The organism is Cohnella zeiphila (assembly GCF_014212055.1).
Taxonomy (GTDB): Bacteria; Bacillota; Bacilli; order Paenibacillales; family Paenibacillaceae; genus Cohnella; species Cohnella zeiphila.
Window position 1 is genome coordinate 58514 of sequence record NZ_JACJVO010000005.1, and the last position, 26125, is coordinate 84638.

20 protein-coding genes and 1 other annotated feature are annotated in these 26125 nt (G+C 60.6%); of the genes, 12 read left to right on the forward strand and 8 right to left on the reverse strand.

What is annotated here, in order from left to right; genetic code table 11:
- The first annotated feature begins 140 nt into the window (after positions 1 to 140).
- The 6 genes from H7C18_RS04200 to H7C18_RS04225 all read left to right on the forward strand — a co-directional run bounded on the left by H7C18_RS04200 (position 141) and on the right by H7C18_RS04225 (position 11953).
- Positions 141 to 1091: an ABC transporter permease gene (locus H7C18_RS04200; protein WP_185127761.1), complete on the forward strand. Its 951-nt coding sequence runs from the start codon at positions 141 to 143 to the stop codon at positions 1089 to 1091.
- Positions 1092 to 1108: 17 nt separating this feature from the next.
- Positions 1109 to 1984 (forward strand): carbohydrate ABC transporter permease, encoded by an 876-nt coding sequence (locus H7C18_RS04205; RefSeq protein ID WP_185127762.1) that lies wholly within the window; start codon positions 1109 to 1111, stop codon positions 1982 to 1984.
- A gap of 26 nt (positions 1985 to 2010) precedes the next feature.
- Positions 2011 to 3687 (forward strand): extracellular solute-binding protein, encoded by a 1677-nt coding sequence (locus H7C18_RS04210; RefSeq protein WP_185127763.1) that lies wholly within the window; start codon positions 2011 to 2013, stop codon positions 3685 to 3687.
- 83 nt (positions 3688 to 3770) lie between these two features.
- Entirely contained in the window at positions 3771 to 9218 is a 5448-nt protein-coding gene (locus H7C18_RS04215) for a sugar-binding protein (protein WP_185127764.1), read from the forward strand.
- Positions 9219 to 9248: 30 nt separating this feature from the next.
- On the forward strand, positions 9249 to 11147 hold the full coding sequence (locus H7C18_RS04220; RefSeq protein ID WP_185127765.1) for a cache domain-containing sensor histidine kinase: 1899 nt from the start codon (positions 9249 to 9251) through the stop codon (positions 11145 to 11147).
- A 2-nt stretch (positions 11148 to 11149) separates the two neighbouring features.
- Entirely contained in the window at positions 11150 to 11953 is an 804-nt protein-coding gene (locus H7C18_RS04225) for a response regulator transcription factor (RefSeq protein ID WP_185127766.1), read from the forward strand.
- On the opposite strand, the gene H7C18_RS04230 is transcribed toward H7C18_RS04225, so the two are convergent.
- The gene (locus tag H7C18_RS04230; RefSeq protein ID WP_185127767.1) at positions 11944 to 13290 is read right to left on the reverse strand and encodes a sensor histidine kinase; all 1347 of its coding nucleotides are present in this window, start codon (positions 13288 to 13290) and stop codon (positions 11944 to 11946) included. The genes H7C18_RS04225 and H7C18_RS04230 overlap by 10 nt on opposite strands.
- A complete protein-coding gene (locus tag H7C18_RS04235; RefSeq protein ID WP_185127768.1) occupies positions 13287 to 13970 on the reverse strand; it encodes a response regulator transcription factor in 684 nt (227 codons plus the stop codon). The genes H7C18_RS04230 and H7C18_RS04235 overlap by 4 nt, the downstream gene beginning before the upstream one ends.
- 170 nt (positions 13971 to 14140) lie before the next feature.
- Between H7C18_RS04235 and H7C18_RS04240 the strand changes: the two genes are divergently transcribed.
- Positions 14141 to 16243 (forward strand): multicopper oxidase family protein, encoded by a 2103-nt coding sequence (locus H7C18_RS04240; protein ID WP_185127769.1) that lies wholly within the window; start codon positions 14141 to 14143, stop codon positions 16241 to 16243.
- Between the two features lie 71 nt (positions 16244 to 16314).
- Here the strand turns inward: H7C18_RS04240 and H7C18_RS04245 are convergent, their stop codons facing one another.
- From H7C18_RS04245 to ilvA, 5 genes are all read right to left on the reverse strand, one after another.
- Entirely contained in the window at positions 16315 to 16593 is a 279-nt protein-coding gene (locus H7C18_RS04245; RefSeq protein ID WP_185127770.1) for a transposase, read from the reverse strand.
- Between the two features lie 40 nt (positions 16594 to 16633).
- Positions 16634 to 16777, reverse strand: coding sequence for a hypothetical protein (locus tag H7C18_RS04250; protein ID WP_185127771.1), 144 nt, complete (start codon positions 16775 to 16777; stop codon positions 16634 to 16636).
- A 109-nt stretch (positions 16778 to 16886) separates the two neighbouring features.
- Positions 16887 to 17513, reverse strand: coding sequence for a TVP38/TMEM64 family protein (locus H7C18_RS04255; protein ID WP_185127772.1), 627 nt, complete (start codon positions 17511 to 17513; stop codon positions 16887 to 16889).
- A gap of 4 nt (positions 17514 to 17517) precedes the next feature.
- Positions 17518 to 18723 carry an MFS transporter gene (locus tag H7C18_RS04260; RefSeq protein WP_337912877.1) on the reverse strand — a complete coding sequence of 402 codons (1206 nt, stop codon included), beginning with the start codon at positions 18721 to 18723 and terminating at the stop codon, positions 17518 to 17520.
- 159 nt (positions 18724 to 18882) lie between these two features.
- Complete coding sequence (gene ilvA, locus H7C18_RS04265) at positions 18883 to 20142, reverse strand: threonine ammonia-lyase IlvA (protein ID WP_185127773.1); 1260 nt, start codon at positions 20140 to 20142, stop codon at positions 18883 to 18885.
- Positions 20143 to 20234: 92 nt separating this feature from the next.
- Positions 20235 to 20497, reverse strand: a binding site (T-box leader).
- A gap of 64 nt (positions 20498 to 20561) precedes the next feature.
- Between ilvA and H7C18_RS04270 the strand changes: the two genes are divergently transcribed.
- From H7C18_RS04270 to H7C18_RS04285, 4 genes are all read left to right on the forward strand, one after another.
- On the forward strand, positions 20562 to 21125 hold the full coding sequence (locus H7C18_RS04270) for a hypothetical protein (RefSeq protein ID WP_185127774.1): 564 nt from the start codon (positions 20562 to 20564) through the stop codon (positions 21123 to 21125).
- 94 nt (positions 21126 to 21219) lie between these two features.
- On the forward strand, positions 21220 to 22395 hold the full coding sequence (locus tag H7C18_RS04275; RefSeq protein ID WP_185127775.1) for a copper amine oxidase N-terminal domain-containing protein: 1176 nt from the start codon (positions 21220 to 21222) through the stop codon (positions 22393 to 22395).
- 298 nt (positions 22396 to 22693) lie between these two features.
- Positions 22694 to 23521: an FHA domain-containing protein gene (locus H7C18_RS04280; protein ID WP_185127776.1), complete on the forward strand. Its 828-nt coding sequence runs from the start codon at positions 22694 to 22696 to the stop codon at positions 23519 to 23521.
- A 125-nt stretch (positions 23522 to 23646) separates the two neighbouring features.
- Positions 23647 to 23835 carry a hypothetical protein gene (locus tag H7C18_RS04285; RefSeq protein ID WP_185127777.1) on the forward strand — a complete coding sequence of 63 codons (189 nt, stop codon included), beginning with the start codon at positions 23647 to 23649 and terminating at the stop codon, positions 23833 to 23835.
- Positions 23836 to 23903: 68 nt separating this feature from the next.
- Here H7C18_RS04285 and H7C18_RS04290 read toward each other — a convergent pair whose 3' ends face one another.
- The gene (locus tag H7C18_RS04290; RefSeq protein WP_185127778.1) at positions 23904 to 24632 is read right to left on the reverse strand and encodes a hypothetical protein; all 729 of its coding nucleotides are present in this window, start codon (positions 24630 to 24632) and stop codon (positions 23904 to 23906) included.
- A 410-nt stretch (positions 24633 to 25042) separates the two neighbouring features.
- Here H7C18_RS04290 and coxB point away from each other — a divergent pair, with 410 nt between their 5' ends.
- Positions 25043 to 26077: a cytochrome c oxidase subunit II gene (gene coxB, locus H7C18_RS04295; protein WP_185127779.1), complete on the forward strand. Its 1035-nt coding sequence runs from the start codon at positions 25043 to 25045 to the stop codon at positions 26075 to 26077.
- The last annotated feature ends 48 nt before the right edge of the window (positions 26078 to 26125 follow it).

Sequence of the window (26125 nt, forward strand, 5' to 3'; positions counted from 1 at the left end):
TTTTCCCGGGTATAATCGTCCTTCGCTCCGGTTTTCCGCAAGCTCCGTTTCCGGTAACCTAATCACTGTAAGCACTTTCAATCAAAGACGGCCGGACGTTGTCGGAGCGAAAGTGAGAGAGAAGGATGGAGGAACACCATATGGAGCTTGTCACGGCCGGACGGGCCGACATTCGGGAGAAGCCGCAGCGGCGGCTGCTAAGGAGGGTTTGGAAGTACAAGTGGCTGTACGCGTTGCTGATTCCCGCGCTCGCTTGGGCGGTGCTGTTCGATTACTTGCCCTTGTACGGAGTCAGTATCGCGTTCATGGACTACAACGTCATTCAAGGCTTCGCCGGAAGCAAATGGGCGGGGCTGACGCATTTCCGGGAACTGTTCGAGTCCGACATGTTCCTGCACGCATTCCGCAACACGCTGCTTATCAGCCTGTACAAGATGATCAGCGGTTTCATCTGCCCGATTCTGCTGGCGCTCTCGCTTAACGAGATTCGGAGGCGCTGGTTCAAGAAAACGCTGCAAACCGCGGTCTACCTGCCGAGGTTCGTGTCGTGGGTCGTCTACGGCGGCATCATCACGCTGCTGCTCTCGCCGGAGACCGGCCTGTTCGCGAAGATCGTCGAGTTTTTCGGCGGAAAGCCGGCGTACTTGCTCGCCGATCCCGCCTACTTCCGGACGATTCTCGTCGTGACCGACGCGATGAAGGAGATGGGCTGGGCCGCCGTCATCTATCTGGCCGCCATCGCCGGACTCAACCCGGAAGTGTACGAAGCGGCGGTCATGGACGGAGCGACGCGGTTCCGCCGCATCGTTCACGTCACGCTGCCGGGCATCGCGAGCACGATCATCGTCATCTTTATCCTGCGGGTCGGCTTCGTCATGAGCGCCGGCCTGGACCAAGTGCTCAACCTGTACAATCCGATGGTGTTCGAAGTGGGGGACATTCTCGACACGTACATTTACCGGATCGGCATCGAGCAGTTCAGTCTCAGCCTCGCGGCTGCGGCGGACGTCATCAAGGGAATCATCGGACTTGCGATGGTGCTGGCCGCCAATCAAATCGCCAAGCGCATCAATGATTCCGGCATTTTCTAGCAAGGGGGAATCGACCGATGAAGCTTACGAGAGGCGAGTCCGCATTCGTCGCCGCCAATTACGTCGTTCTGACCGTCATTACCGTCATCATCGTCATTCCGTTCTGGTACGTCATCTCGGTATCGGTGACGCCCTACTCGATCTTCAGCCAGAAAGACGGACTCGTGATGTTCCCTACGTCGCTGAGCTTCGACTACTACGCTTATTTGCTGAAGAAAGGCTCGCTGATCTACAATGCTTACGGCGTCACGCTGCGCAATACGGCGGCAGGGGTCTTGCTGGCGCTCGTGCTGACGGCGGCGGCCGCCTACTCGCTGGCGGAGAAGAAGCTGCCGGGCCGGCGGATTCTGACGCTCATCTTCGTGTTCACGATGCTGTTCAAGGGCGGGCTCATCCCGACCTACATCACGGTCAAAAATTTGGGTTTGCTGAACACCGACTACGTGCTCATCCTGGTAATGGCTTACAGCGCTTTTAACATGATCATCATGAAGTCGTTTTTCGAGGGGATCCCCGAGAGCCTGAAGGAGTCCGCCGCCATCGACGGCGCTTCCGAGATCCGGATCCTGCGCAGCGTCGTGCTGCCGATGTCCATGCCGGTCATCGCGTCGATCGGCCTGCTCTATATGGTCGCGTACTGGAATGATTTTTTCAACGCGCTGCTTTATGTAACCGATTGGAACAAAGCGCCGGTGCAGCTCGTGCTGCGGTCGATCATCGCCAGCTCCAGCCTGCCGCCGGAACTGCTCGAAGCGGCCGGGAAGACGCCGCCGCCCACGATCGGCATCCAGATGGCGGCCATCGTCATCGTCGCTTTGCCGATGATGATCGTCTACCCGTTCATTCAGAAATATTTCGAGCAAGGCATGCTGATCGGTTCGGTCAAAGGATAGCAAAAATCAGAGGGGGATTGTCGTTCATGTCCAAGCAAGCGAAAAGCTGGGGGTACGGAGCGCTCGTCGCGCTGATCATGGGAACGGTCACGCTGGCGGGTTGCGGCAGCAACAATAACAATAACGCGGAGGGAAGCTCGCCTTCGCCGTCTTCCGGATCGCCTTCGGCATCCGCGCCGGCCTCGTCCGGCTCGGCGTCGCCGTCTTCGTCCGCGGACTCGCAGCCGTACGAGCTCAAATGGCTGAAGGCGCAGGACATCTCCAAGCCTTACGATCCGAACAAGGACGTCATCAAGCAGGCGATCGAACAAAAGCTGAATATCAAGATCGTTCCGGAGATGGTGGACGTCCAGCAGTACAAGACGAAGCTGAATCTGAAGATGTCGAGCGGCGACATTCCCGACGTGACGAGAATCGACTTCGCCGACGACTTCCAGAAATATGCGCAGCAGGGCGCGTTCGTCGATCTGACCGACATGATCAACGAGAAGGACACGCCGAACATTCTGAAGGAAGTTCCTCCGGAAGTGTTCGAACAGGCGAAGGTGAACGGCCGCATCTACGGCATTCCGTATCAAGGCGGACCGGGAGCCGGCTACCGGTGGGATCTGGTCATGCGGACGGACTACCTGAAGGATGTCGGAGCCGAGGTGCCGAAGACGCTCGACGACTACTACAACCTGCTCAAGAAGATCAAAGCCGAGAAGCCCGACGTCATTCCGCTCGGAGGATACAATTCGGCGATCGGCGAAGTGAAGTTCGCGAACAACTCGTTCGACAATATCTTCGGCGCGTTCGGCGTCACGCCCGGCTATTTTACGGAGCAAGACGGCAAGTTCAGCAACTATGACATCGATCCGCGCATGAAAGACGCGCTGCTGTTCCTGCAGAAGATGTACAAGGAAGGGCTGATCGACAAGGAGTTCGCGACGATCAAGGAAGAGCAGCTGCGGACGAAGCTGTACAGCGGCAAGGTGTTCTCCTGGATGGGCTGGTGGTCGACGGCAAGCGACTACGACACCATGATCGAGACGAACGAGCTGGTCAAGAGCAAGAAGCTGGCGGCCGACGGTACGCTGCCCAACCAGTCCGAGCAGCCGTACAAATATTTGACGCTCGCCGGCTCGCTCGTCGGCCCGGACGGCACGGCGGTCGCTCCGGCAGGCGCTCCGTTCTCCCAGATGAACGCGATCAGCGTCAAGACGAAGGATCCGAAGCGGGTGCTGTCGATTATCGAAGACTCCCTTTCTCCGGAGAACCAGATGCTGACCGTCTGGGGCATCGAAGGCCAGGATTACAGCATCGAGAACGACAAGATGAAGCTCAACACGACCTTGGTCGACCCGAATACGATGCAGGACCCGCAAGGCAACTTCCGCGGCACGCAGAGCTATCTGTTCGCTCCTGGCCTGAACGGCTGGCCGAGATACCTGGAGTCGCTTCCGCTCCGTCCATCCCAGGCGCTTGACGTGGCGATCAACAACAAGTACCAGATTACGGATGCTTCCAACAATCTGGATTCCCCGACGAAGATCGCCAAGCTGAAGGAGTTGGACACGATGCGCGACTCGGTGTTTACGCAGATCATCATGGGCGACGATATCGGCAAGTTCGACGACTTCGTGCAGAAGTGGAAGTCCCAGGGCGGCGACCAGATCATCAGCGAGCTGGAAGCTTCTTATAAGAAGAAGATGGGCCAATAACATCCGAATGGTCAGCCTCCCGTCGTTTCCGGGTTTCCGGATTCGGCGGGGGCTGCTTTGCCATTCGCAGGAGGAGAAGCGGAATGGGCAAGCGGTATCGAATCGTTCAATGGCTTCTGGTTTTGGCGCTTGGGCTGCAGTGGCTTCCGCTGCCGGCGTCGGCTGCGGCGGCGGATTCCGCCGGAGGGTCCACGTTGTTCGCGGACGGCTTCGACGGCGGGCTTGCGAACTGGGATTTGTTCGGCAGCACGGCATGGCAAGTGCAGGGCAGCGGCACGGACGCGGTGCTGACGGGATCGACGACGTCGACGGCGCCGCAGCGGGCGGTCGTCAAGGCGGCTGCGCTTCCCTACAGCTCGAGTGACTACGCCTTCTCGTTCCGGGCCGAAGGAGATCGCTTCCGGGCGATGTTCCGGTACACTTCGGGCACAAGCTACTATTTTCTCGAATTCAAGAATGCCAGCTTAGTCGAGCTGTGGAAATACCCGAATTCCTCGGCCAGCGTACAGGTCGGCCAGTCCGTCGACATCAGCGCCGCGATTCCCGGCTTCAGCCTGACGGCCTGGCACGACTACCGGGTGGATGCGGTCGGCAGCACGTTCACGCTTTCCGTCGACGGAGTTGCAACCGCTTCCTTTGCCGACTCGTCGCTGACCGCCGGCGGGGTGGGGTTCGCTTTGAAAAGCGTCGGACCGGCCGTTGGCGCCAGCGTGGATCAGGTGGAGGTACGGACGGTATCGTCCGGCTCCGGCCCGCTTGCCATCCAGCATACGCCGCCGGCGAGTCTGGCTTACAACGCGGATCTGCCGCTCCTCTTTACGGTGTCCGGATCGCCCGCCTCCGCTACGGTCCATTACGGATACGGGGACGAAGAGACGGACAGGACCATGGCTGCGACCGGCGACGGCAGCGGCTCGTATGCGGCTGCGATTCCCGGCACGAACCGGGCGGACCGGATCCGCTACTACTTGACCGCGCAGGATAGCGACGGGGGAACGGCCCGATACCCGGAGACCGGGGACGTCTCGGTGCCGATCGAAGCGATGGCTCCTTACTTCAACGATTTCGAAGCGGAGACGGTCGGGACCGCTCCCTCGGGCTGGACGACGGGAGGCAGCGCCAAGGTCATTCAGCTTCCGGACGGCGGGAAGGCGCTCAACCTGAACGGTTCGGGCAGCGCCAAGCTGAACCTGCCGATGTACCGGAACGCGGACAACTTCGTCGTCAAGTTCAAAGCGAAGTACGAACGTACGAGTACGGCGGTACAAAATACATGGCGGCTCCGCTACCGCGCGACGGACGATTCGAACAACAACGCGCTGGAGTGGGCGACGCATAATTCCAAGTATTTTCTGATGCGCAAGACGTCGCTGGGAGGCAACTATCCGATCGCCAACTACGTCCAGTCGCTGCTCGGCGATTGGCACGACTACGAGCTGCGCGTCAGCGGCATTACGCACCGGCTGTACATCGACGGCGCGCTGAAGGCGAGCGGAGACGACTCCGACCCTCTCGCCCCTCAGAAAGGCTACTTCCAGTGGAACGTCGTCAGCGGCATTAATCTGACGGTCGACGACTTCTCGATCGACCCGATTCCGCTTCCGGAAGTCGTCGACTTGCAGCCTTCCGGCAACTACGCCGGCATCTATGCCCAAGGCGAGTCGCCCGGCTTGTCGGTGGCGCTGGACGCCGGCGGGTCCGCCCGCGAGTTCAAGATCGACTACGCGGTCAGCCGCGCGGACGGGGACAAGGCTACGATCGTCACCGGCTCGAAAACATACGATCTGGCCAAGTACGAGCAAGCGGCCGATACGCTTCCGTTCGAGCCCGGACTCGGCGATATCGGCACGTACGACGTGGCGGCGGACGTAACGGTGGACGGCGAGCCGCAGCCGGGATTGTCGAAGCGGATGCGCATCGCCGTCGTGAGCCAAGCGGCGCCGGTATCGACGCCCGACCTCGACAACGAGAGCAAGTTCGGCCTGAACACGCATTACGCGCTCAACTGGCGGGACGACATCATCGACGGGGCCCGCAAGCTGGGGGCGCGCTCGCACCGCTCCGGCGTCTCCTGGGACTCGGTCGACAAGAACGTCAAGGACGCCTCAGGCGCCACCATATACGACTACGGCGAAGCCGACGCGATGTTGGGCAAGCTGTTCGACTACGGCTTCAACCAGATTCCCGTCCTCGGCATCGACAAGAACGCCTACTACCAGAGCGGCACCGTCAACACGACGGCCGCTCTGCAAGCGATGGGCGACTTCGTGTACCAAACCGTCGACCGGTACAAGGGGCGGATCCGGCAGTGGGAGATGCCGAACGAGCCCGAGATCAACGCGCAGCCTTACATTCCGGAGGAGTACGTCCAGCTGCAGAAGACCGCCTATCTTCAAATGAAGAAAGCCGATCCCGACGCGATGCTGCTCGCGGGCGACCATACGTCCAGCGTACTCAGCGTGCTGCCGCAGGAGCTGGCGCTCGGGTCCTATGACTTCGCCGACGCTTACTCCTTCCATCCGTATGTGTACAATTCCATGCCGGACGACAACCTTGCGAATATGCTTAACGGCGTTAAGGATCTGGTGAACGCATACGGCGGCTGGAAAGACTACTATTTGACGGAGGGCGGCTGGCCGACGGCGAACGGCGGGTATCCGTCGGTGTCGGAAGCGACGCAGCGGGATTACATCGTCCGCGCCTTCCTTACCTACATGACGATCGATCAGGCGAAAGTCTATGAATATTACGACTACAAAAACGATGGCACGGACGACCGCTATTATGACATCTTCTGGGGCATCACGGACAACGACGGACGGCCGAAGCTGGCCTACGCCGCCGTCAATCAGCTGATGACCGAGCTGGATCAGTCCCGGTACGTCGGGACATGGAACGCCGGCGATCCGAACGTGTCGGTTCAGCTGTTCGTGAACAACGGGGAGCCGGTGCTCGTAGCTTGGAAAAAGGTCGACGCCAAGGACGATCCCGCGGTGAAGCCGCCTACGAGCGAGATTACGCTTCCTTTCGCCGCGGCAGACGTAACGTTGAAGGACATCGACGGCGCCGAGATGCAGCCTGCGGCGGGGGATGACGGCAAGCTGCGGCTGACCGTCAGCGGATCGCCTGTCTACGTGACGGGAATTCCCGCCGACTTCGTCTACTCGGCGGCCGCGCAGCTGCTGGAAGAAAAACGGTCGGACGCGGCGGCGAAGCTGACCGCGCTGCGGACGGACGCGAACGACTCCCTCGTGGACGAAGACGCGTCGGACCTGGCCGCCATCGCTTCAGGACTGACGGGTGCGCTGAACGGGACGGGCGGCGGCTCTCCGGCGGCCGATCTGGAGCAAGGGATCGGCGACGTCTACGCGCTCATGAGCCGGATGGCCGGCCAGATCGGCGACGGCTCCTTGGCGCAGGCGCCCGGCAACGTGACGCTGGAAGCACTCTACAACCTGGCCGAGAGCTCCTCCGTCGCCTTGTCTTATGCGATGGACGGCTCCGCCGCGAACAGCCTCGATTATGAAGCCGCGACCCAAGCGGCGACGGCAGCGTTCAACGCCAAAAAAGGCGAGGCGAGCGTCATGCCCGTCTCGGCCTCGGCGGTACTGCGGATGAACCGCTACGGCCGGTTGGCCACCGCCGCGCACAACCGCGGCGACTACGGGGAGAGCTACGCCTACAACCTGCTCGCGCGGGAATTCGCCGGCGCCGTGTCCGCGATCGTCGCCTCCGAGCCCGCGAGGTTTATCGGCGTCATGGCCAACCTCGTCCCGGTTCGGGCGGATGCGGAAGCCGGAACGGCCAGCCCGTTCGCCTTGTCTTTGACGAATGACACGGACACGCCGCGGCAGGTGACGGTGCAGTTAAAGCTGCCGGACGGCTGGGAAGCTTCGCAGACCGGTCCGCTGACGGCCGATTATACGATTCCCGCGTTCGGCTCGACGGACGCCGCGTTCCAAATAGCGGTGCCGGAAGACACGGTCAAGGGCCAGTATACGATCGGGTTCGGCGTCCTCTACGACGGAGCCGTCTTCGATACCAAGGAAGCGCGGCTTACCGTGCAGGACGGCATCGGCGTCCGGGTTCTGCCGGTAGACCGGACGATCTCGGACACGAACGCGATCACCGTGGAGCTGACGGGAACGTCGTCTCTTGAGAAGTCCGGCACCGTGACGGTAAAGGGCCCGGACGGAACCAAGCTCGCGCCGGTGACGACCGATGCGTTCAGCTCGCTGAAGCTGGGCGACAAAGCGCAGCTCAGCTTCCAATGGACGGATCATGAACCGGTTCCGTTCCATGAGTATCCCGTCGACGTACAGGTCGAGGAGTCGGCGAGCGGCAAGGCGATTTTCCACGATCCGGCGCTGCCGCTCGACTTCAATGTGGCGCAGAAGGTGCAAGATGTGACGGTGGACGGCGACCTGACCGACTGGCAGGACGCGTATCCGATCCATCTCCGCCGCGACGACCAGAACGCCACCGGCTACCACGATCCCGCCAACCTTAAGGCGACCGCTTACGTCAAGTGGGCCGACGACGGGCTTTACGCGGCGGTATCGGTACAGGACAATATTCACAAGCAATCCGAGAACGCGGCCAATCTGTGGAAGAACGATTCCGTCCAAGTCAGCCTCGATCCGCTGAATAACCGCGAAGCGCCTTACGGACCGGACGACGTCGAATGGGGCTTTGCCTTGACGGACGCGGGAGCGCTGCTTACGAACGTCTTCAGCGCGACGCCGCCCAATCCGAGCGGCGATCTCAGCGGCCAGGTTCCGTTCGCGGCAGTACGGGACGAAGCGAATCATCGCACGCTGTACGAATTCAAGATTCCGTCCGCGGACGTCAAGGACTTGCAGCCCGCGCTCGGCGGCTCCATCGGCTTCAACGTGGCGGTCAACGACGCGGACTTGCAGAACGGCCGCGACAACTTCATCCAATGGACGCCGGGCACAGCCGACGCCAAAAACACGTCTCTGTACGACTCCTTTGTCTTCGTAGAAGATAACGATCCGCCGCCCGCGGCGGACACGGAGCCGCCGGTGCTGCATCTGGATGCGCCGCAGAGCGTATCGAGAGTCGGCAGCGCCAAGCTGACGCTGGAGGCGGAGGATGCAGGGAGCGGCGTCGCATCGGTCGATTTGCGGCTGGACGGACAGCCGATCGCCAGCCCGTATACGATCGAGCCGCTTTCGCTGGCGGCGGGCAAGCATGAGATTGCGGCCCAAGCGGAAGACCTGGCCGGCAATCGGGCGTTCCAATCGGCGTCGATCGAGGTTATCATGACAGTGGACGATCTCGACGATTTGCTGAACGACGGCTACGACCGGGGATGGATCGCCAAAGAGGGTACGCTGCAAAGCCTCCTGGCCAAGGCGGAAACCATTCAGAAGGAAGCCGCCCGTCCAGACGGCAATCCAAACTATAAGCCGCTGCTGAACGAGATCTCGGCGCAGACCGGCAAGGCGATCGACGCCGGCTTCGCTTCCGCCTTGCAGGGCGACATCGCCTATCTTCAGGGAAGCTGATTCGACACCAGGATGGAAAGGAGGGAGACGATGGCCACCGAATCGGCGCGGCGAAGCCGCACCTCGAGCTTGCTTCGGCGGCTCAGTCTCCCGATTTTCGCCCTGATCGTGACGTTCATCGCGCTGTTCGCCACCTCGGCCAGCTATATCCTGATTCGGGTGCAGAACGACCATACCCGCCAGATGGCGGAGCAGTCGATGAAGTTCTTGCACCGCAACGTCGAGTTTCAGCTTGATACGATGAACAATATGGCGGCGTTTCTGCTGACGAACCCGTCCATCGAAAACTTGCTGGAGACTCCCCATCAGCAGCCTTACGAGGCGGTCGAGGACTTTTTCTCGCTGGAGACGAATTTGCAGAATTTGTCCTTGCTGTCGCTGCTCGGCGGCTCCGGCTCGCGCACCGACGTGCAGCAGTCCTACATCGTAGCCGTTGCGCTGGAGCCGGAGAGCGGGCTGTACGCGATGGCGACCGACCGCTTCGACCCGGTGACGGGGGTCTTCAAGTCCGACGATCTGCGCAATCAGCCGTGGTATCGCCAGCTGGACGGCGGGGATAGCCGAACGGTCTGGTGGGGGCAGAGGACGGGCCGTTCCGACATGGCGACGATCTATTTGGCGACCAAAAAGACGAGCACCAAGGACGGCCGGACGATCGGCACCGTCGTCATCGGCGCGGATATCGGCAGCATTCGCAGCCTGTTCGAGAACGCCGCGCTCAAGAACGGCTATCACCTGCTCATCGACGAGTCGGGACAGGTCATCTACAGCGAGAGGTACGGCTTTCTCGAGCCTGTGGGCGAACTGCCTTACGTTCGCTCGCTGAGCGGAGCCGAAGGCTCGTTCGCCACCCCGATAGACGGGGAGCGGAACCGGGTCATGTACGAACGGATGAACAACGGCTGGCAGCTGCTGACCGTCGTCCCGGAGAGCCACTTGAACCGCTACACGCTCGCCATCTCGGCCGTCGGAGCGGTAACCGCCGCCGCCGCGCTGCTCGTCGCCGGCCTCTGGCTGCGGCGCATCGTCGTCAGGGTCACCGTGCCGATTACCCGGCTCGTGAGCGCCGTCCAGCGTCCGGAAGTGCTGGCGTTCGAAGAGGCGCTTCCCGAGCCGCATTCGGGCATCGACGAAGTGGACGCGCTGAACCGGAAGTTCGCGTCCATGCTGGTCACGATGCACGGTCTGATCGAGAAGTCGTTCGCGGAGAAGATGGAGCGGCGCCAGCTCCAGCTCGAACTGCTGCAGGCTCAGATCAACCCGCATTTTCTGTACAACACGCTGGACCTGATCAATTGCCGGGCGATCATGTCTGGCGATCTGGAGACCAGCCGGATCGTGCGCTCGCTCGCGAACGTATTTCGCTACGGCTTGAACCGGGGACAGCCGTGGATATCGCTGGAGTGCGAGATTCGGCAGGTGGAAGCCTACCTTCACATCCAGCGGATGATGATGGAGGACTTGCAGGTGGACATCCGGGTTCCGGAGGAGCTTCTGTCCGCCTCCATCGTTCATTTCTGCCTGCAGCCGCTGGCCGAGAACGCGATCGTACACGGCTTTGCCGGACGGACGTCCGGCTGCCGGATCGAGATCGACGCCAGGCTGGAAGGGGAGGCGCTCGTGCTTCGCGTGGCGGACAACGGCGTCGGCTGCGATGCAGAGGAGCGGAACCGGGCGCTCCGGGAGTTGGCGGGGGGCCAGCCGGAGCAGCCGGAGCATTCGGAGCAGCCGGATGCGACTGGCGATCCCCCGCTCGGCGAGGCGGCGCAAGGCGGGTCCGGCTACGGCACGCTGAACGTCCACCGCCGCATTCAGCTGTACGGCGGCATGGAATACGGGCTGCGTTACGTCCCGGCGGACGAAGGCGCCTGCGTCGAAGTCGTCCTGCCGTATCGCCCGAATCTGCCCGTGGAGCCAGGAGGTGCTTGAACATGTTTAAACTGCTCATCGCGGAGGATGTAAAGACCGTCCGCGAGACGCTGGTCCGTTCCATCCCGTGGGACCGGCTCGGCCTCTCGCTGCTCGGCGCCGCCGAGAACGGGGAGGAGGCGCTGGCGTTGGTGGAGCGGGAGGAGCCGGACGTGCTGCTGACCGACATCGGCATGCCGCGGATGAACGGCCTGGAGCTGATCGAGGCCTGCAAGACGCGCAAGCCGGACCTCCGCTGCGTCATCTTGTCGGGACTGAACGAATTCGAGCATGCGCGGCAGGCGATCAAGCTGCAGGTGCAGGAATACATTCTGAAGCCGATCGATCCCGAGGAGATCGAGAAAGTGTTCGCCTCGGTCGTCGCGGAGCTGCGCAAGGAGCGGGAAGCCCGTTCCGGGTCGCGGGCGGAGCGGAGCATCCGGGAAGAGCTGCCGAACGTGGCGGAGGCGCTGCCGCAGAAGGAATGGACCGGCAACCTTAAGAAGAAGAAGCTGGTCGAGCAGGCGCTTCGCTACTTGAACGACAACTTTCGGCGCCGGGAGCTGGCTCTGTCAGAAGTGGCGGCCGAAGTCGGGCTGAGCGAAAAATATTTGAACCTGCTCGTCAAGGAAGTGACCGGGCAGACGATCAACCACGCTATCGTGCGCTTGCGGATGGAGGAAGCGGCCCGGCTGCTGAAGGATCCGGCCAACCGGATCTATGAGATTTGCGACCGGATCGGTTACGCCGACCAGGATCATTTTCGCGAGATGTTCAAGAAGCAGTTCGGCCTGACGCCGACAGAGTATCGCAACCGTTATTTATAATTTGCGTTTTGAAGCGGCTGCCGGGGCAGGTTGACGACGAAAGTCGTCCCCTGCCCCGGCTTGCTCTTCGCCGAGATTGAGCCGCCGTGGGCCTGGACGAACTCCTTGGCGATCGCAAGTCCGAGCCCCATTCCGCCCGTGTGGCGGGAACGCGCTTCTTCGACTCGATAAAATCTCTCGAACAAGTACGGAAGCTCCTCTTCCGGGACACCGATTCCGGTGTCCGTTACCGAAACGGAAACATAAGGCGAACCGTCCGCTTCCCGTTCGGATATAACGCATTCGATGGTACCGCCGGAGGGGGTATAGCGGATAGCGTTGCTAAGCAAATTGTAGAACACTTGCGTCATCCGGCTCGAATCGATGTCGACCGGCCGCACCGTCCCGGCAGCCGTCCGAACGATCCGAATCTTCTGCGCCGCAAGCTCGGGCTCCAGCTTGCCTATAATCCCGTCCAGAAGAACGGCCAAGTCCGCGGGCTTCCGGTCCAGCGGCAGCGCGCCGGATTCGGCCAACGCCAATTGATGGAGATCGCCGATCATCTTGGTCATCCGGATGACTTCGTCCTGAATGGGCAACAGCGTCTCCGGGGGAACGCTTCGGCCGCCGTTTTGAATGTTCTCCAATTGGCTGTTGATGATAGCCAGCGGCGTTCTTAACTCATGGGCGACGTCGGCGGTCAGGCGTTTGCGGGTCTCCTGTGCGCGCAGCAGCTGATTTGCCATATGGTTCAGCGCAGCGGCGACTTTCCCGTATTCGTCCCGAGAGTCGACGGGAAATCGGACATCCAGTTCCCCGGCCGCGATTCGGTCGATCGGAGCGATCAACCGTTTCAAGGGCCGCGTCAGCTTCCAAGCGAGCCACAGGCCGAGAAGAAGCGCGGCGGAGGCGGTCAGGGCGGCCGCTCGAACGCCTTCGATCTTCATGGAGCTCATGATCGAATCTTTCAATCGAAGCGAATCGTCCGTGTCCCAACGGTAGGCATACGCCGTTCCGACCCGAACGCCCTTGACGCGAATCGCTTGACGGAAGCCGCGACGAACGATCAACGAATCGTCCGCTTGTCCGACTTTAAGCAGATACGTCCCCTGCGGAGACAGCAAGGCTGCGCCCCCGCCTGTCCCGGGCCTTCCGGCGGCGGCGAGATCCGCCTGCCCCACTCCGTTCCACGAGTTACCGTTCTCCTCGTAATAGGTCTGCAGCAAGCCGGCGATGTCCGTGGCCGAGAAACGTCCGAAGCGGCTCTCCAGATAGCCTTGCGTCGTTCCGAAATAGACCGCCGTCACCAGAAGGACGAGCGACGCCATGATCCCGAACAGTTTGAACCGAACGTTCATAGGCGGTCCCCAAACCGGTAGCCGAACCCGTAAACCGTCTGAATATATCGGGGATCGGCCGGATCGTCCTCGATTTTTCTGCGCAAATTGCTGATGTGGGAGTCGATCGTTCGCTCGTAATTGATAAAATCGTCGTCCATGGCCGCTCTCATCAGTTGAAGCCGGCTGTAAACGATGCCCGGTTTCGCCGCAAGGGCGGCCAGCAGCTTGAATTCCGTAGGCGTCAGAACGATTTCCTGTCCGTCTTTGAATGCCTGCCGCTTCGATTCGACGATCGTCAGCCCTCCTCTTTGCAGGACCGACGGCTCGTCGGCCGTCCCCCGAATTCGGCGGAGGACGGAGCGAATCCGGGCCGCGAGCTCTCTTAGGCTGAAAGGCTTGGTCATATAATCGTCCGCCCCGACTTCCAAGCCGACGATTTTATCCGTTTCCTCTATTTTGGCGGTAAGCATGATGATGCCGCAGGAAGCGGTGCGGCGCAATTCGCGGCACACCTCGATTCCGCTCAGCTCCGGAAGCATCCAATCCAGAACGACCAACGCGGGCTTCTCGGCTTCGGCCGCGAGCAGCGCTTCTTTGCCTGTCGCGGCGGTAACGATTCGAAAGCCTTCCGACTGCAAAAAGTTCGCCAAGGCTCCAATCATCTTCGGCTCATCGTCTACCAGCAAGATCGTCGTCATTTTGGCCAGCCTCTTTTTGTCGAGTGTTATTCGTATTATACCGGCTTTTCACCTTAGATGGCCCGTCGCCACCGATTCCATAACATTTCTCCATAAGTTCTGGACATTCGCTTGCTACTCTTGGTTAGGTCAGGGGGGGAACCCTGAGTAACAAACCGGGAGGAACGACGATGATTTTGATTGCGGCGGATCTTGCTTTTCTACTGTTGCTGGCTGTCTTCTGGGGGATTGCAGGGGTTCGGATAGGACGTGCCGCCGGCCTCGGCAATCAGGCCGGACGCGCGGCGTATCGGGGACGGGGGCAGCTCGCGCTGCAAGGCTGCGGCTTTATTGCCGCTCTAGGCAAAATCGTCACCTTGGCGCTGCTGGGCGGAAGAGACTCGCGGTTCGTTCAGGATACGCTGCCGGTCCACCTGGTTCTGCTGGCGATTCCGCTTGCTGCGGTCGTCATCTTGACCATTCCCAAGCTTTGGAGGATCGTTCGTTCCGTCCAAAAGGAACTGCGTTCGGGCGCGGCCGAAGGCAGGGGAGGCGCCATTTTTGACGCAAAAACCGTCCTGCCGGTCCAGGCGGCTGGATGGGGAGCGGCGCTGGACCTGATCGTGACGATCTTATTTCCGGAGGACTCGGCGAATGCGGGAGGCTTGGCGGTCATTTTGATCGCGTATGCCGTCATCGTCGGCGCTCAATGGGCCATTTGGCGGCGGCGTTCACGGCCGAACGATCGGAGCGGCTCTTCACCGGCTCGCCGCCGATCCTTGAGAATCGTCGTCGCGGCGATTGTCGTTGTGGTCGGCATATCGGGGTGGTTTACGCTCTCGTCCCAGGCCAGCAAGCTGCCGGATCGGATGAATATGATGTCGGGCCGGATGGATTACGGCGGCGGCCCGGAAGCCGAGATGACATCCGTGGGCGGGCATGGCGAAATGCCTGGCATGATGAACGACTCAAGCAGTTCCTCCGGCTTCGTCCGAACCGTTAGCGTGACGGATCTGACCGGTCCCCGGACCGGAGAGCCGGACGAACGATTTACGCTTACCGCCGAGAAGAAGCAGGTAAAGCTTCGCTCGGGCGAAGTCATCGACGCCTGGACGTTCAACGGTCAGCTGCCGGGTCCGGAGCTGCGCGTGAAACAGGGCGATCTCGTGGAGGTGACGCTCGTCAACAAGGATATCGACGAGGGAGTGACGCTTCACTGGCACGGTTTGGACGTACCGAACGCCGAAGACGGGGTGGCCGGATTGACGCAGGACGCCGTCATGCCCGGACAGACGTTCACCTACCGGTTCGTCGCCGAGCAAGCCGGATCGTACTGGTATCATTCGCACCAGCAGTCGTCCGAGCAGGTTCAGAAAGGATTGTTCGGCCCGCTGATCGTCGAGCCCGAAGCCGGTCGCCCCTTCGGCGAACAGGACATCACCGTGATGGATCCGACGTACGTCACGCTTGACGGATCGGAAACGAACTGGCTGAATCCGATCGACCGGCGGAAGATCGAACCGGGGACTCCGGTCCGGCTGCGGCTGTACAATACCGGAAATTGGCCGAAAAACTTCTCCGTTTCCGGCGCCAAATTCAAGGTAGATGCCATTGACGGAACCGAGGTCAACGATCCGGGGGAGCTGGAGAACGTTCGCTTGGAGCTCGCTGCCGGCGGCCGCTATGACGTCACGTTTACGATGCCGTCGGCGCCTGTCTATGTTGCGACCGATCCGGCTTCGGGTCTGCTGCTGAGCCCGAACGGGGAGGGAGATATTCCGAAGATCGCCGACGTCTCGGCCTTCGACCCGCTATCTTACGGCAGCCCTGCATCGACGCCGTTCGGACCGAACACCAAGTTCAACCGCGAGTTCACCATGGTCTTCGACAACAAGCTTGGCTTCTACGACGGCAAGTTCGAACGTCTGTTCACGATCAACGGCAAAGTGTTCCCCGACACGCCGATGCTGATGGTCAAGGAAGGGGATCTCGTCAAGACGACATTCGTCAATCGGAGTCTTGTCCCCCATCCCATGCATCTGCATGGTCACCATATGCTCGTGCTGAGCCGGAACGGCAAGCCCTCCGCCGGGAGCCCATGGTGGACAGATACGCTGAACGTGGCTCTCGGCGACAGCTACGAGGTCGCGTTCGCAGCCGACAATCCCGGCCTCTGGATGGATCATTGCCACAATCTCGATCATGCGGCCATCGGGATGACGCTGCACTTGGCCTACGAGGGCGTTACGTCGCCTTTCGAAGTCGGACATCAAACGCAAAACCGGCCGGAGTAACAAGGGATAGGAAAGTCAAAAAAGCAGCCTCTCTCGTCGTATTTGGCGGACGAATGGGGCTGCCTTTTTTCTTATTTCTTCCCCCGGTCCATCTGGCGGCGGGGATGAAGCACTTTGCCCTGCTTGTCGATATCGTCTTTCTTCGGGTAGAGACGGGGATCGGTCTCGCCCTCGTGGTGGTTGTCGAAGCTCATCTCCACCCACTGCCACTCCGTCGTGCCGAGCTGGGGATCGGCCGGGAAGACATCTCCCCGTTGCAGCTCCAGCTCGCGGCCCCACTCGTTCTTGTATACGCCGTCGACTTCGACGGGTTCTCCCGACATCGGGAGCATGCCGTTCTCTTCGCTCATGGTGTCACCTCATTCCGTGATGCTGCAGGCGGCCGCCCGCTTATAAACCGTGCTTGGGAACCGCCGCGCGGTCCGCTTCGGATTGCAGGCGGCTGGCCCGCTCTTTGCCGGAGCCGCCGCGGTCCGCCTTCGATTGGGCGCGGCTGGCCGCTTCCTGCTTGCCGGATGGTCGTTCGCCGGACATCGTTCTCCCTCCTCGGCTTGTCAATCGCGAATCCGCCTTTAGGTTGCCACGCGGCCGTCCGCCGTATGCGAACGCGCCCGGCCGCCGCGCCGCAAACAAAATAATCGCGCTACAGGTAGCGCGACTCCAGTTTCTTGCCGATGAACCACAAGAAGACGAGAATGGCGAGCGCGATCACGAGACGGGAAGGATGCTCGGCGAGCGCGCGAAGGTCGTGGCCCAGGAAGGATAACGTGAAAATCATGACGGCTTTGCCCAGCATGATCGCGATCAGGAACGTGTGCAGAGGGATTTTGGACATGCCGGACGCGATGTTGACGACGGCCGAAGGAGAGAACGGGAAGCAGGAGAGCACGAAGATCGGCGTGAAGCCTTTGCGTTCGATCCAGGAGAAGAACCGTTCCATCCTCGGCATTCGCTGCCGTACGCGTTCGCCGAACCGTCCGCCGAAGCGGCGGGCCAGCGCGAACACGAGAAGCGCTCCGGCGCAAGCCCCGACCCAGGAGAACAGGAACCCCAACCACATCCCGTAGGCGGAGGCGTTGGCTACCACGAATACGACGAGCGGCAGAAACGGCAACAGCGCCTCCAGCAGCGGAAGAAGAATGCCCGGGAAGGGACCGAGCGCCGAGTAGCGGTGCAGAAATTCCTGAATATCCTCCAGCGTCAAGTCTTTGAAAAAGGCGACCCATTGTTGCCATCGCCCGGAACCGAGCCAAGCCGTGTAAGAAAGCATGAATCTACCCCACAGTGTCTCCAGCGGCGCCTTCCCCGCGAAACAGACGGAATGAGAAAAGCAAGTAAAACAGACTAATGACGATGAAGATCGCGCCCGTCAGCCCCACGACGGCCGGCTCTCCGAAGTCCGACGCGAGCAGGCCGCCGATGACGGGCCCGAGCAGGCCGCCGATGCCTTCCACCGTCGAGAACACGCCCCATCCCAGGCCCGACTGGCCGGGCGGCACGTACGCGGCGAGAAGCGCGTTCCAGGCCGGCAGCACGGCGGCGTATGCGATTCCCAGCACGAACGCCCAGAACAGCGCCAAGCCGAGGGGGGGAAGCCGGGTCAGGAAGAAAAGCGACAAGCCGAACAGGCAGAAGCCCGCGATCAGAAACCACTTTTTCCCGAACGAGTCGGACAGCTTGCCCATCGGAATGAGCCCGGCGGCGGTGAACCCGCCCCCGATAAACAGCAGGAGCGAATATTGGGGGCCGCTCAAGCCCAGGTGGTCGGTCGCGAAGCTGGGCAGAATCGGCATCAGCATCCCGGCCGCCAAAGTCTGCAGCACCATGCCCGGCAGCAGCAGATTCATGGTTCTGAGCCGGTCGGCCAGCATGGAGAGCTGGCGGCGGAACGGAACGTAAGCCATCTCGGCGCGGGAATCCCGGGGAATGAACAGCGACATCAACCAGGCCGCCCCCGAAACTGCGACCATAATCGCGTAGGCGACCACAGGGCTGCGCTCCAGCACGAAGTTGGTGACGACCGGGCCCGATCCGAGGCCGACCAGCCAAATCGTATAGAGGACGCCCATCTGCGTGGCGCGGCTGCGTTCCCGGACCTTGGTCAGGCAGACGATCCAGATCGGCGAGATGCCGATTCCGTAGACGGCGGAGGAGACGATGAACAACCACGGCCGATCGGCGAGACCGACCAGGACGATCCCCGCAAGGGAGAAGGCAAGCCCCCCGCAGACGAGCGTCCGGACGGAGAAACGATGCAACAGATAGCCGATGGCGAGCTTGACGGCGGTGTCGGCCAGCGCGTTGGCGGTAATCGCGGCTCCGATGACCCCGAGCGACAAACCCAGCTCGTTCTTGCCGTAGATCGGCAAGAAGCTGATGAGCGCCGCGCCCCGGACGAATTCGACGAAATAAAGGGTTACGGCGAGAAGCGACATTTCGGGCGCGAACAAAGAAAGCGTCTTGCCTGAAGCGGAATTCACGGGCAGGTCTCCTTTAACGGTGATAGAGATCTTGCTCCGCGGCCGGCTCCGTCTCCCATGATCGGAGGTACCATTTACTTACATTATCGTTTCTATCGACGCTCCCCGCAAGAGGAGCGCAAATCTTCCTTATAATTACGAAGCGGGACAGGCCGCGTTTCAGATCAGCAGGTTGAACAGCAGCGGATCCTTGTTCAGCTCCACGAAGCGGAAGCCTTTGCGCATCATCCGCTCCGCGAGCGGGCCGTAATCTTCCCTGCTTTTCAGCTCGATCCCGACGAGGGCGGGGCCGTTCTCTTTGTTATGTTTTTTCGTATACTCGAATTGGACGATGTCGTCGCCGGGGCCGAGCACGTCGTCGAGAAATTCGCGCAAGGCGCCGGCGCGCTGCGGGAAATTGATCATGAAATAATGCTTGAGTCCTTCATAGATCATCGAACGTTCCTTGATCTCCTGCATCCGGTCGATATCGTTGTTCCCGCCGCTGACGACGCAGACGACGTTGCGGCCCGCCAGCCGGTCCGACAGGGCGGAGAGGGCGGCGACCGGAAGGGCGCCGGCCGGCTCGGCCACGATGGCATGCTCGTTGTACAGCTCGAGAATCGTCGTGCAGACCCGTCCTTCGGGGACGACGACGATCTCGTCGACGAGTTCCTCGCACATCGCGAACGTCAGGTCGCCCACGCGCTTGACCGCCGCTCCGTCGACGAACTTGTCGATCTCGTCCAAGGCGACGACGGCGTGCTCTTCCCGGGATCGCCGCATGGAGGCGGCGCCTTCGGGCTCGACGCCGATAACGACGGTGGCGGGGCTGACCGCCTTGACGTAAGCGGCCACGCCGGCGGCCAAGCCGCCCCCGCCGATCGTCACGAGCAGATAATCGATCGGCTGCTTGCTCGCTTCGACGATTTCCTTGCCGACGGTGCCGTTGCCGGCCACGATTCGCGGATCGTCGAACGGGTGAACGAACGGCAGGCCTTCCTCTTCGCTGCATCGGATCGCCTCGGCATAGGCGTCGTCAAAAGTATCGCCGACCAGGCGAATGTCCGCGTACTCGCCTCCGAACATTTTCACCTGGTTGATCTTCTGGCGGGGGGTCGTGGTCGGCATGTAGATGATGCCGGGAATGCCGAGGGTCTGGCACGAGTAAGCGACTCCTTGGGCGTGGTTGCCGGCGCTGGCGCAGACGACCCCGCCGCGTCTCGCTTCTTCGGGAAGCGACGAGATCAGGTTGTACGCGCCGCGGATTTTGAACGAGCGGACGACCTGCTGGTCTTCCCGCTTCAGGGAGACGTTGCATCCGTATTTGGCGGACAGCGCGCGATTCGGCTGCAAGGGCGTCGGGACGAGCACGTTCTGGAGGACGCGGTGGGCGTGAAGGATATCCTCCAGGCGCACGGTAACTTCGGGAGAGGGCATCGTTCATCATCCTTTCGATATAAGGTCGGAGTGAAACCTGAGAGAGCTTGGCATCGTATCATCATCAGCGAACGCAAAAAAACCGTCCCCGCAAAAGGGACGGATATCGATCCGCGGTACCACCCTTGTTCCCTGGCTTCGTCGAAGGGCCCTTCGATGGCCATGGCGCTTGGCTCGCGTTCCGGACGGGAACGCGCGGCCCGTAACGGGGGCTTCCGTCCGCGCTTACGAACCTTCTTTGGGCGCGGCTTCTCGGGGAGGATATTCCCGCGGATTCGAACGTCGGCTCGCAGCGAATCGCCGACTCTCTGAGGATCGAACGGCCGGGGGAACGTGTTCCCTTCATGGAATTTTAATATCTGTTATACTCTTCCCCCTATCGGAAGTCAATCCATATTTGGCGAAAGGTGAGAACGCGAATGAAGAAACTGTTCCTGGCTCTGGTCGTTCTCGTCATTCTCGTCGCGGCCGCGGCGGGGGGAGCTTATTGGTACGCCGCTCCGGCGGAGAAGCTGGACCTCGGCTACGAGGAGGTGCCGCTTACGGATCGGGCCCTCGATATGGCGAAGCGCTTGTCCACGGAGATGATCCTGACGGAGCGGGACGTCGACAATCTGGCCGTGAAGCAGCTGGCGCAGAATCCGGAATACGAGCCCGGCGTCTTGATTACCGGGGCCAAGTTCTCCCTGTCCGGGAATCTGCTCGTGGCCGACGTGAACGTCAAATGGCGCGACCGGGTGCCCGTCGGCTTGCGGCTGACATACCGGCTCGGCTGGAACAGCCCGAACCTGACGGCGCATGTGGTGGAGGCCAAGATCAAGGACGTCGGACTGCCGGCGGGATCCTTCGACGACGTCGTCATTCCGCTGGGCGACGAACTGCCCAAGGCTCTTCGCATCCAAGACGTTCGGCTGGAGAACGGGCAAGCGATCGTCCAATTTCGGAAGCCGAGCCTGCGCGATCTGCAAAGCTTGCTAGGCTAAAGGTTTTGTGAATTTGCCTTCCAAATACTTGAAATGGGGGCGCTTTGCCCTTACAGTGATTATGGACTGATTACATAGGATGAGGAGACTGGGCATGAAAAAAGTGGCAATGCTGACTGCGGCCGCGATGCTGTTCGCGGGCATGGCGGGAACGGCGTCGGCGGCGGGGAAAGCGCAGCCGATCCAGGTGGAGCTGAACGGCGCGGCGGTGACGTTCGACGTGCCGCCGACGACGATCGGCAATACGACGTTCGTCGAATTTCGCTCTCTGTTCGCCCAACTGGGCTATCAAGTCAATTACGACGCGAAGACGAAGAAGATCGACGCCAAATCGGACGAGCACGAGATTCAGATGACGCTGGGCGGAGACGTCGCATTCGTGGACGGCAAGACGGTGCCGATCGACGGTCAGCTCAAGACCTCGAACGGCCGCACGGTCGTAGGCGTTCGATTCATCGCGATGCTGTCCGGGAAGAAAGTCGATTGGATCGCGGCTTCCTCCACGGTCCGAATTACGGATAGCGGACCGACGGCGGAGCAGGCCGCGGCGGTATACAGCTTCCTCGACAAGTCGGAGGCGGCCAAAGACGCGGATAGCTATATGGCGCTCGTCGCCGAAGATTCTCCGCTGCGCGACACGATCGAGCAGTATCTGCCGGAGCAGCTGAAGGAAGGAACGACGAAGACGGAGTATTTGGACAAGCAAATCGTCTCCTATTCGCCGACCGAGGTTATTCTGGATACGAAAGAGCATACGGTATGGGAAAGCGGCAAGTACTACTTCCCCAACACGACCGACATGGAGTATACGCTCCACCCGAATGCGTCCGGCGACTGGGTGCTCTACGATCTGGGCATATACGACATCGTCTATGACGATCCCGACGCGCTGCTGACCAAGGCGGCGGACGTGCCCGACGCCGACAAGCAGGCGATCGACGACCTGCTGAAGGCGCAGAACGACGCGATCAACGCCGAGGATATGGACAAGCTTACGGCGACCTACGAGCCGTTTGACGGACTTGACGATGCGATGGAGCAAGTGAAGGCGGCGTTCGATCAGGCCGACGTCAACTACGAGATCGAGAAGACGGCGGTCGTCGATTACGGCAGCGGCGGCAACAGCGCCGTCGTCGTGCAGTCCAAAATCTTGACCGTCAAAGGCTCCGACGCCAAGTTCCGGATCATTCAAGGCGACGATCTGGTCAAGAAGGACGGCAAGTGGCTGTTCGGCCAGAACGAGTACGTATTGAAGCAGGAGCAGCTGTAACGGCTGCCGCATGCGGCCCGTCCGGCATTTGCCGGGCGGGCTTTGTGCATACAATATTCATAAGTTTCGCTAAAAAATGGGCGCCTCGCATTGAAGCGGGTACGTGAAAAATTGTATACTTAAAACGTCTTACCAAAAGCGGAGAGACGCTTGAAAGGTCAAGGTCTGCCCCGGATAAGGGCGTTAGCGAGTTTTTTGGACACGGATCACGACGAAAACGAAAGCGTTTACAGCGTATGCGGAGGTGAAGAAGGTGTCTGTTCGTTCCGATAAAGAGATGAGAGGGGGGAATGAACGGATGAGTACGGTCGATGACCGGCCGAAACGAGGCGGTCAGCGAACGTTGGCGGCGAGCGGCCGTCCGGCAACGACACGGATGCCGCGCATGGCGAGGAGAAGCGGCCTGATTCGGGCAGTCGGGCTGTGCGCCGGCGCGATATTCTGGCTGGTCGGAGCGGCGCCTGCGGGAGCGGCGGATTGGACTTCGCGAAGAGCGGCGCAGAGGGAAGTAGACACGCTGCCGCTGCTGGCGGCGATGGGGATCGGCGTCGCGATCGCGGTGTTCGCCGTCATTGCGTTTTTGCAGATGACGAGGAAGGCCCGCAGGGCTGGAGTTCAGGGAGAAGAAGAGAGAGAAGACGAGCGATCCGCGGAAGCGGAGGAGCGCTTGCCGGAGGAAGACGACGGAAGGAAGCCGGAATCCGGCGAGGAGGAGTCGGATTCCTCCGGCGTCACTGATCCGGATTATACGATCCCGCTGCCGGTCGCCCAGGAGCCTCCGGAAGCCGCCGCTCCCGCTCGCGCGGGGATGCCCAGCGTATGGGGAGTGGAAGGCGAGTTTACCGGCAGCGGATTTCTCGTATCGAACCGCTGGCTGACGATGGGCCGGGACGCTTCCCAGTGCGGAGTCATCTTCCGCGGCGCGGCGGGCGAGATCAGCCGGAAGCATTGCTCGCTTCGCTTCGAGGAGAGCCGCGGCCTGTTCCTGCTGGAAGACCATGCCTCGTCCAACGGCACGTTTCTGTCCGGCGGCGAGCGGCTTCTGCCCGGCGTCATATACGAATTGCCTCCCGGCGAACGGTTCGCGCTGTCCGGTTCCAAGCATTGGTTCGAGGTCCAAATATAAGGCTTTCGCTTTTAACCCCGGACGATAACTGGTATAATGGAGTGGTGTCTAACCGAATTGTCGTTGTCCTAAGGAGTGAAGCTTGAGCAAAACTTGCGGGATTTCTTCCGCTGGGAGGGTATCGCATGGCCAAACGAAGCCACAACGAAGTCCAGGAAAGTTTACGTGAACTGACTCGTATTTTCCGACCCAAAGACCCGCGCAAGTTTGTGAAAGATTACATCCGGAAATATCGGATTACCGGTGGATACGAAGAGGAGTTGACTCTGCTCGTCGAACGCGAGTTGGTTCGGTTAAATTCTCCGGCTTCCTAAAAATATGCGGAGAGGATCGGCGAGAGCTTCCCGGCGAAGCTCTGCGGCCGATCCTTTTTGTTGTCCTTTTATTTGTAAGGAGTATCGTTGAGGGGAAGCGGGATTTCGTTGCCTTGGCCGAACGTGTAGTTTACCAGCTTGTTGAATTCGGGAACGAGCGGTTGCAGATCCCGGCCTCCCCATGAAGCCTTGGCGAATTCGACCATCTGGTTTACATATTCCTTATTGGCCGAGATGTGCACTTCCTGAATGCGGGGATTCCCCTTGCGGACGGTGTCTCCGATCACCTGGCGCAGCTCCGAGGACAAGTCGGAGACGTCCTTGTGCGTGAAGTAGGAATTGTATGGGGTGACGAGCTGGCGATCGACCGGCGTCCGCCCGCCCGTATCTACGTTATAGACCCCTTCGGTCGTCCCGGTGTTGTCCTGTTCCCTCGTGGACGCTCCCCCGTGAGACTTCGTTCCCGTCGCGCTCCAGTCCGTCAGGATGGCGACGTAGGCGTTTTTGTCCGTCAGCATGACGATGGCCGCGTTGACCCCTGGCAGCGCCTTGACGTCATAGGAAAGCTTGGAGCTGTATTCGAAGTAACGGTTCTCGTGCTGCTTCGGGTTGCCCGTCGTCGAACCGTAGGAACGGACGCGCATCATTTTCGGATCGTTCTTCGTCCGGCTGGAATAATCGTGAGCGCTCTTTTGATAATAGGAGGTGTAATTGCAACCGGTGAGTCCGCAGACCAGCGCGATGCCGCAAGCAAGCGCCACAAGCCGGCGGGCGGGTAAGATTTGACGGACAGCCATCTTTCGCATCCTCCTCAAGGAAAAGCATCTGGCCGTAGCATTCGTTCCCGCGTTCGAAACTATACCGCGCACGCGTACATAAAACTCGGCTGCTTTGGCAAATGCTGATGGGGAGAACCGATCGCGAGGCGGGGTTCCGCAGGGCCGGCGGAAACGCTTGCGAGCCGCCGGAAGAGCTTCCGAAACGGGGGAGCCTGCGGCGTAAATCCCTACGGCCCCAACGATTTTGACAGTTTTGAGAACAATTTGTGAACTGTTCTGTGAACATTGACAAACAGACATGCCAATCTTTATATTTATTAGAGTGATTAGGAGCGTTTGTTGGCAATTTCAGACATCCGTGAAACACACGTAGACTGCCGCCGCCACAAGATTTCGCAGTCTATGAAAACGTCGAGATGGGGTTGAAAATGATGAATCGGTGGCGTTTAATGAAGCGGTTGATTCCGCTCTTGGCAGGGATGGTTCTGCTTCTGTCCGCCTGCGGCGGGAAGAGCGATCTGTCCACGTTGAAACCGCAAGGGCCTGTCGCCCAAGAGCAATTTGACCTGATGAAGCTGTCGATCAGCATCATGGCGCTGGTGGTCGTCGTTGTCTTCGCCATTTGTATCTACGTTCTGATCCGGTTCCGCCGGCGCAAAGGCGACAACGCGATTCCGAAGCAAGTGGAAGGGAATCACAAGCTGGAAATCATTTGGACCGTCATCCCGCTCGTTCTGCTGCTGATTTTGGGCGTGCCGACGATCAATTCGGTTTTCAAACTTTCCAAAGACTACACGCACGACAAAAATGCCATCCAGGTCAAGGTGACCGCGCATCAGTACTGGTGGGAGTTCGAATATCCGCAGTACGGCATCACGACCGCGCAGGAACTCGTCGTTCCGACCGACAAGAAAGTGGCGTTCGAGATCGCTTCCTCCGACGTAACCCACGCTTTCTGGATTCCGTCCATCGGCGGCAAGATCGATGCGAACTCGGGCGTTTCGAACAAGATGTATCTGGACTTCCCCAAAGAAGGGGTATTCAAAGGCAAGTGCGCCGAGCTCTGCGGACCTTCGCACAGCTTGATGGACTTTAAGGCCAAAGCCGTCGATCCGGCTTCGTTCGATCGCTGGGTGGCTGCGATGAAGGAGCCTGCCAAGTATTCCGACGACGCTGCGATCAAGGCCGCCTTCGAGAACAAATGCTTGGCTTGCCATGCCGTTGGCGAGACGAACACGGGAGCGAGCGCGCCGAACTTGACGGGTGTCGGCAGCCGGCTTACCATCGGCGGCATTCTCTATAACGACGAGAAGCCGGTCGAGGACAATCTGAAGGAATGGATCACCGATCCGCAGAAGGTCAAGCCGGGCGCCACGATGCCTTCCGCGGAAGACATCGGCCTGACCAAGGACGAACTCGACGGCATCGCCAAGTATTTGGCCAACTACAAACTCGATTACTAAATCGGCTGGGAAACGAAGGGGGTAAGCGGCTTTGGCTGCACACGCTGC

Bases quoted from the DNA above. Each gene is read 5' to 3' on its own strand.
- H7C18_RS04235 (WP_185127768.1), bottom strand. From the start codon at position 13,970: ATGACGACGATCTTGCTGGTAGACGATGAGCCGAAGATGATTGGAGCC.
- H7C18_RS04210 (WP_185127763.1), top strand. From the start codon at position 2,011: ATGTCCAAGCAAGCGAAAAGCTGGGGGTACGGAGCGCTCGTCGCGCTG.
- H7C18_RS04240 (WP_185127769.1), top strand. From the start codon at position 14,141: ATGATTTTGATTGCGGCGGATCTTGCTTTTCTACTGTTGCTGGCTGTC.
- H7C18_RS04200 (WP_185127761.1), top strand. From the start codon at position 141: ATGGAGCTTGTCACGGCCGGACGGGCCGACATTCGGGAGAAGCCGCAG.
- H7C18_RS04280 (WP_185127776.1), top strand. From the start codon at position 22,694: ATGAGTACGGTCGATGACCGGCCGAAACGAGGCGGTCAGCGAACGTTG.
- H7C18_RS04255 (WP_185127772.1), bottom strand. From the start codon at position 17,513: ATGCTTTCTTACACGGCTTGGCTCGGTTCCGGGCGATGGCAACAATGG.
- H7C18_RS04205 (WP_185127762.1), top strand. From the start codon at position 1,109: ATGAAGCTTACGAGAGGCGAGTCCGCATTCGTCGCCGCCAATTACGTC.
- H7C18_RS04285 (WP_185127777.1), top strand. From the start codon at position 23,647: ATGGCCAAACGAAGCCACAACGAAGTCCAGGAAAGTTTACGTGAACTG.
- coxB (WP_185127779.1), top strand. From the start codon at position 25,043: ATGATGAATCGGTGGCGTTTAATGAAGCGGTTGATTCCGCTCTTGGCA.
- H7C18_RS04220 (WP_185127765.1), top strand. From the start codon at position 9,249: ATGGCCACCGAATCGGCGCGGCGAAGCCGCACCTCGAGCTTGCTTCGG.
- H7C18_RS04215 (WP_185127764.1), top strand. From the start codon at position 3,771: ATGGGCAAGCGGTATCGAATCGTTCAATGGCTTCTGGTTTTGGCGCTT.
- H7C18_RS04275 (WP_185127775.1), top strand. From the start codon at position 21,220: ATGAAAAAAGTGGCAATGCTGACTGCGGCCGCGATGCTGTTCGCGGGC.
- H7C18_RS04225 (WP_185127766.1), top strand. From the start codon at position 11,150: ATGTTTAAACTGCTCATCGCGGAGGATGTAAAGACCGTCCGCGAGACG.
- H7C18_RS04245 (WP_185127770.1), bottom strand. From the start codon at position 16,593: ATGAGCGAAGAGAACGGCATGCTCCCGATGTCGGGAGAACCCGTCGAA.
- H7C18_RS04230 (WP_185127767.1), bottom strand. From the start codon at position 13,290: ATGAACGTTCGGTTCAAACTGTTCGGGATCATGGCGTCGCTCGTCCTT.
- H7C18_RS04290 (WP_185127778.1), bottom strand. From the start codon at position 24,632: ATGGCTGTCCGTCAAATCTTACCCGCCCGCCGGCTTGTGGCGCTTGCT.
- ilvA (WP_185127773.1), bottom strand. From the start codon at position 20,142: ATGCCCTCTCCCGAAGTTACCGTGCGCCTGGAGGATATCCTTCACGCC.
- H7C18_RS04250 (WP_185127771.1), bottom strand. From the start codon at position 16,777: ATGTCCGGCGAACGACCATCCGGCAAGCAGGAAGCGGCCAGCCGCGCC.
- H7C18_RS04270 (WP_185127774.1), top strand. From the start codon at position 20,562: ATGAAGAAACTGTTCCTGGCTCTGGTCGTTCTCGTCATTCTCGTCGCG.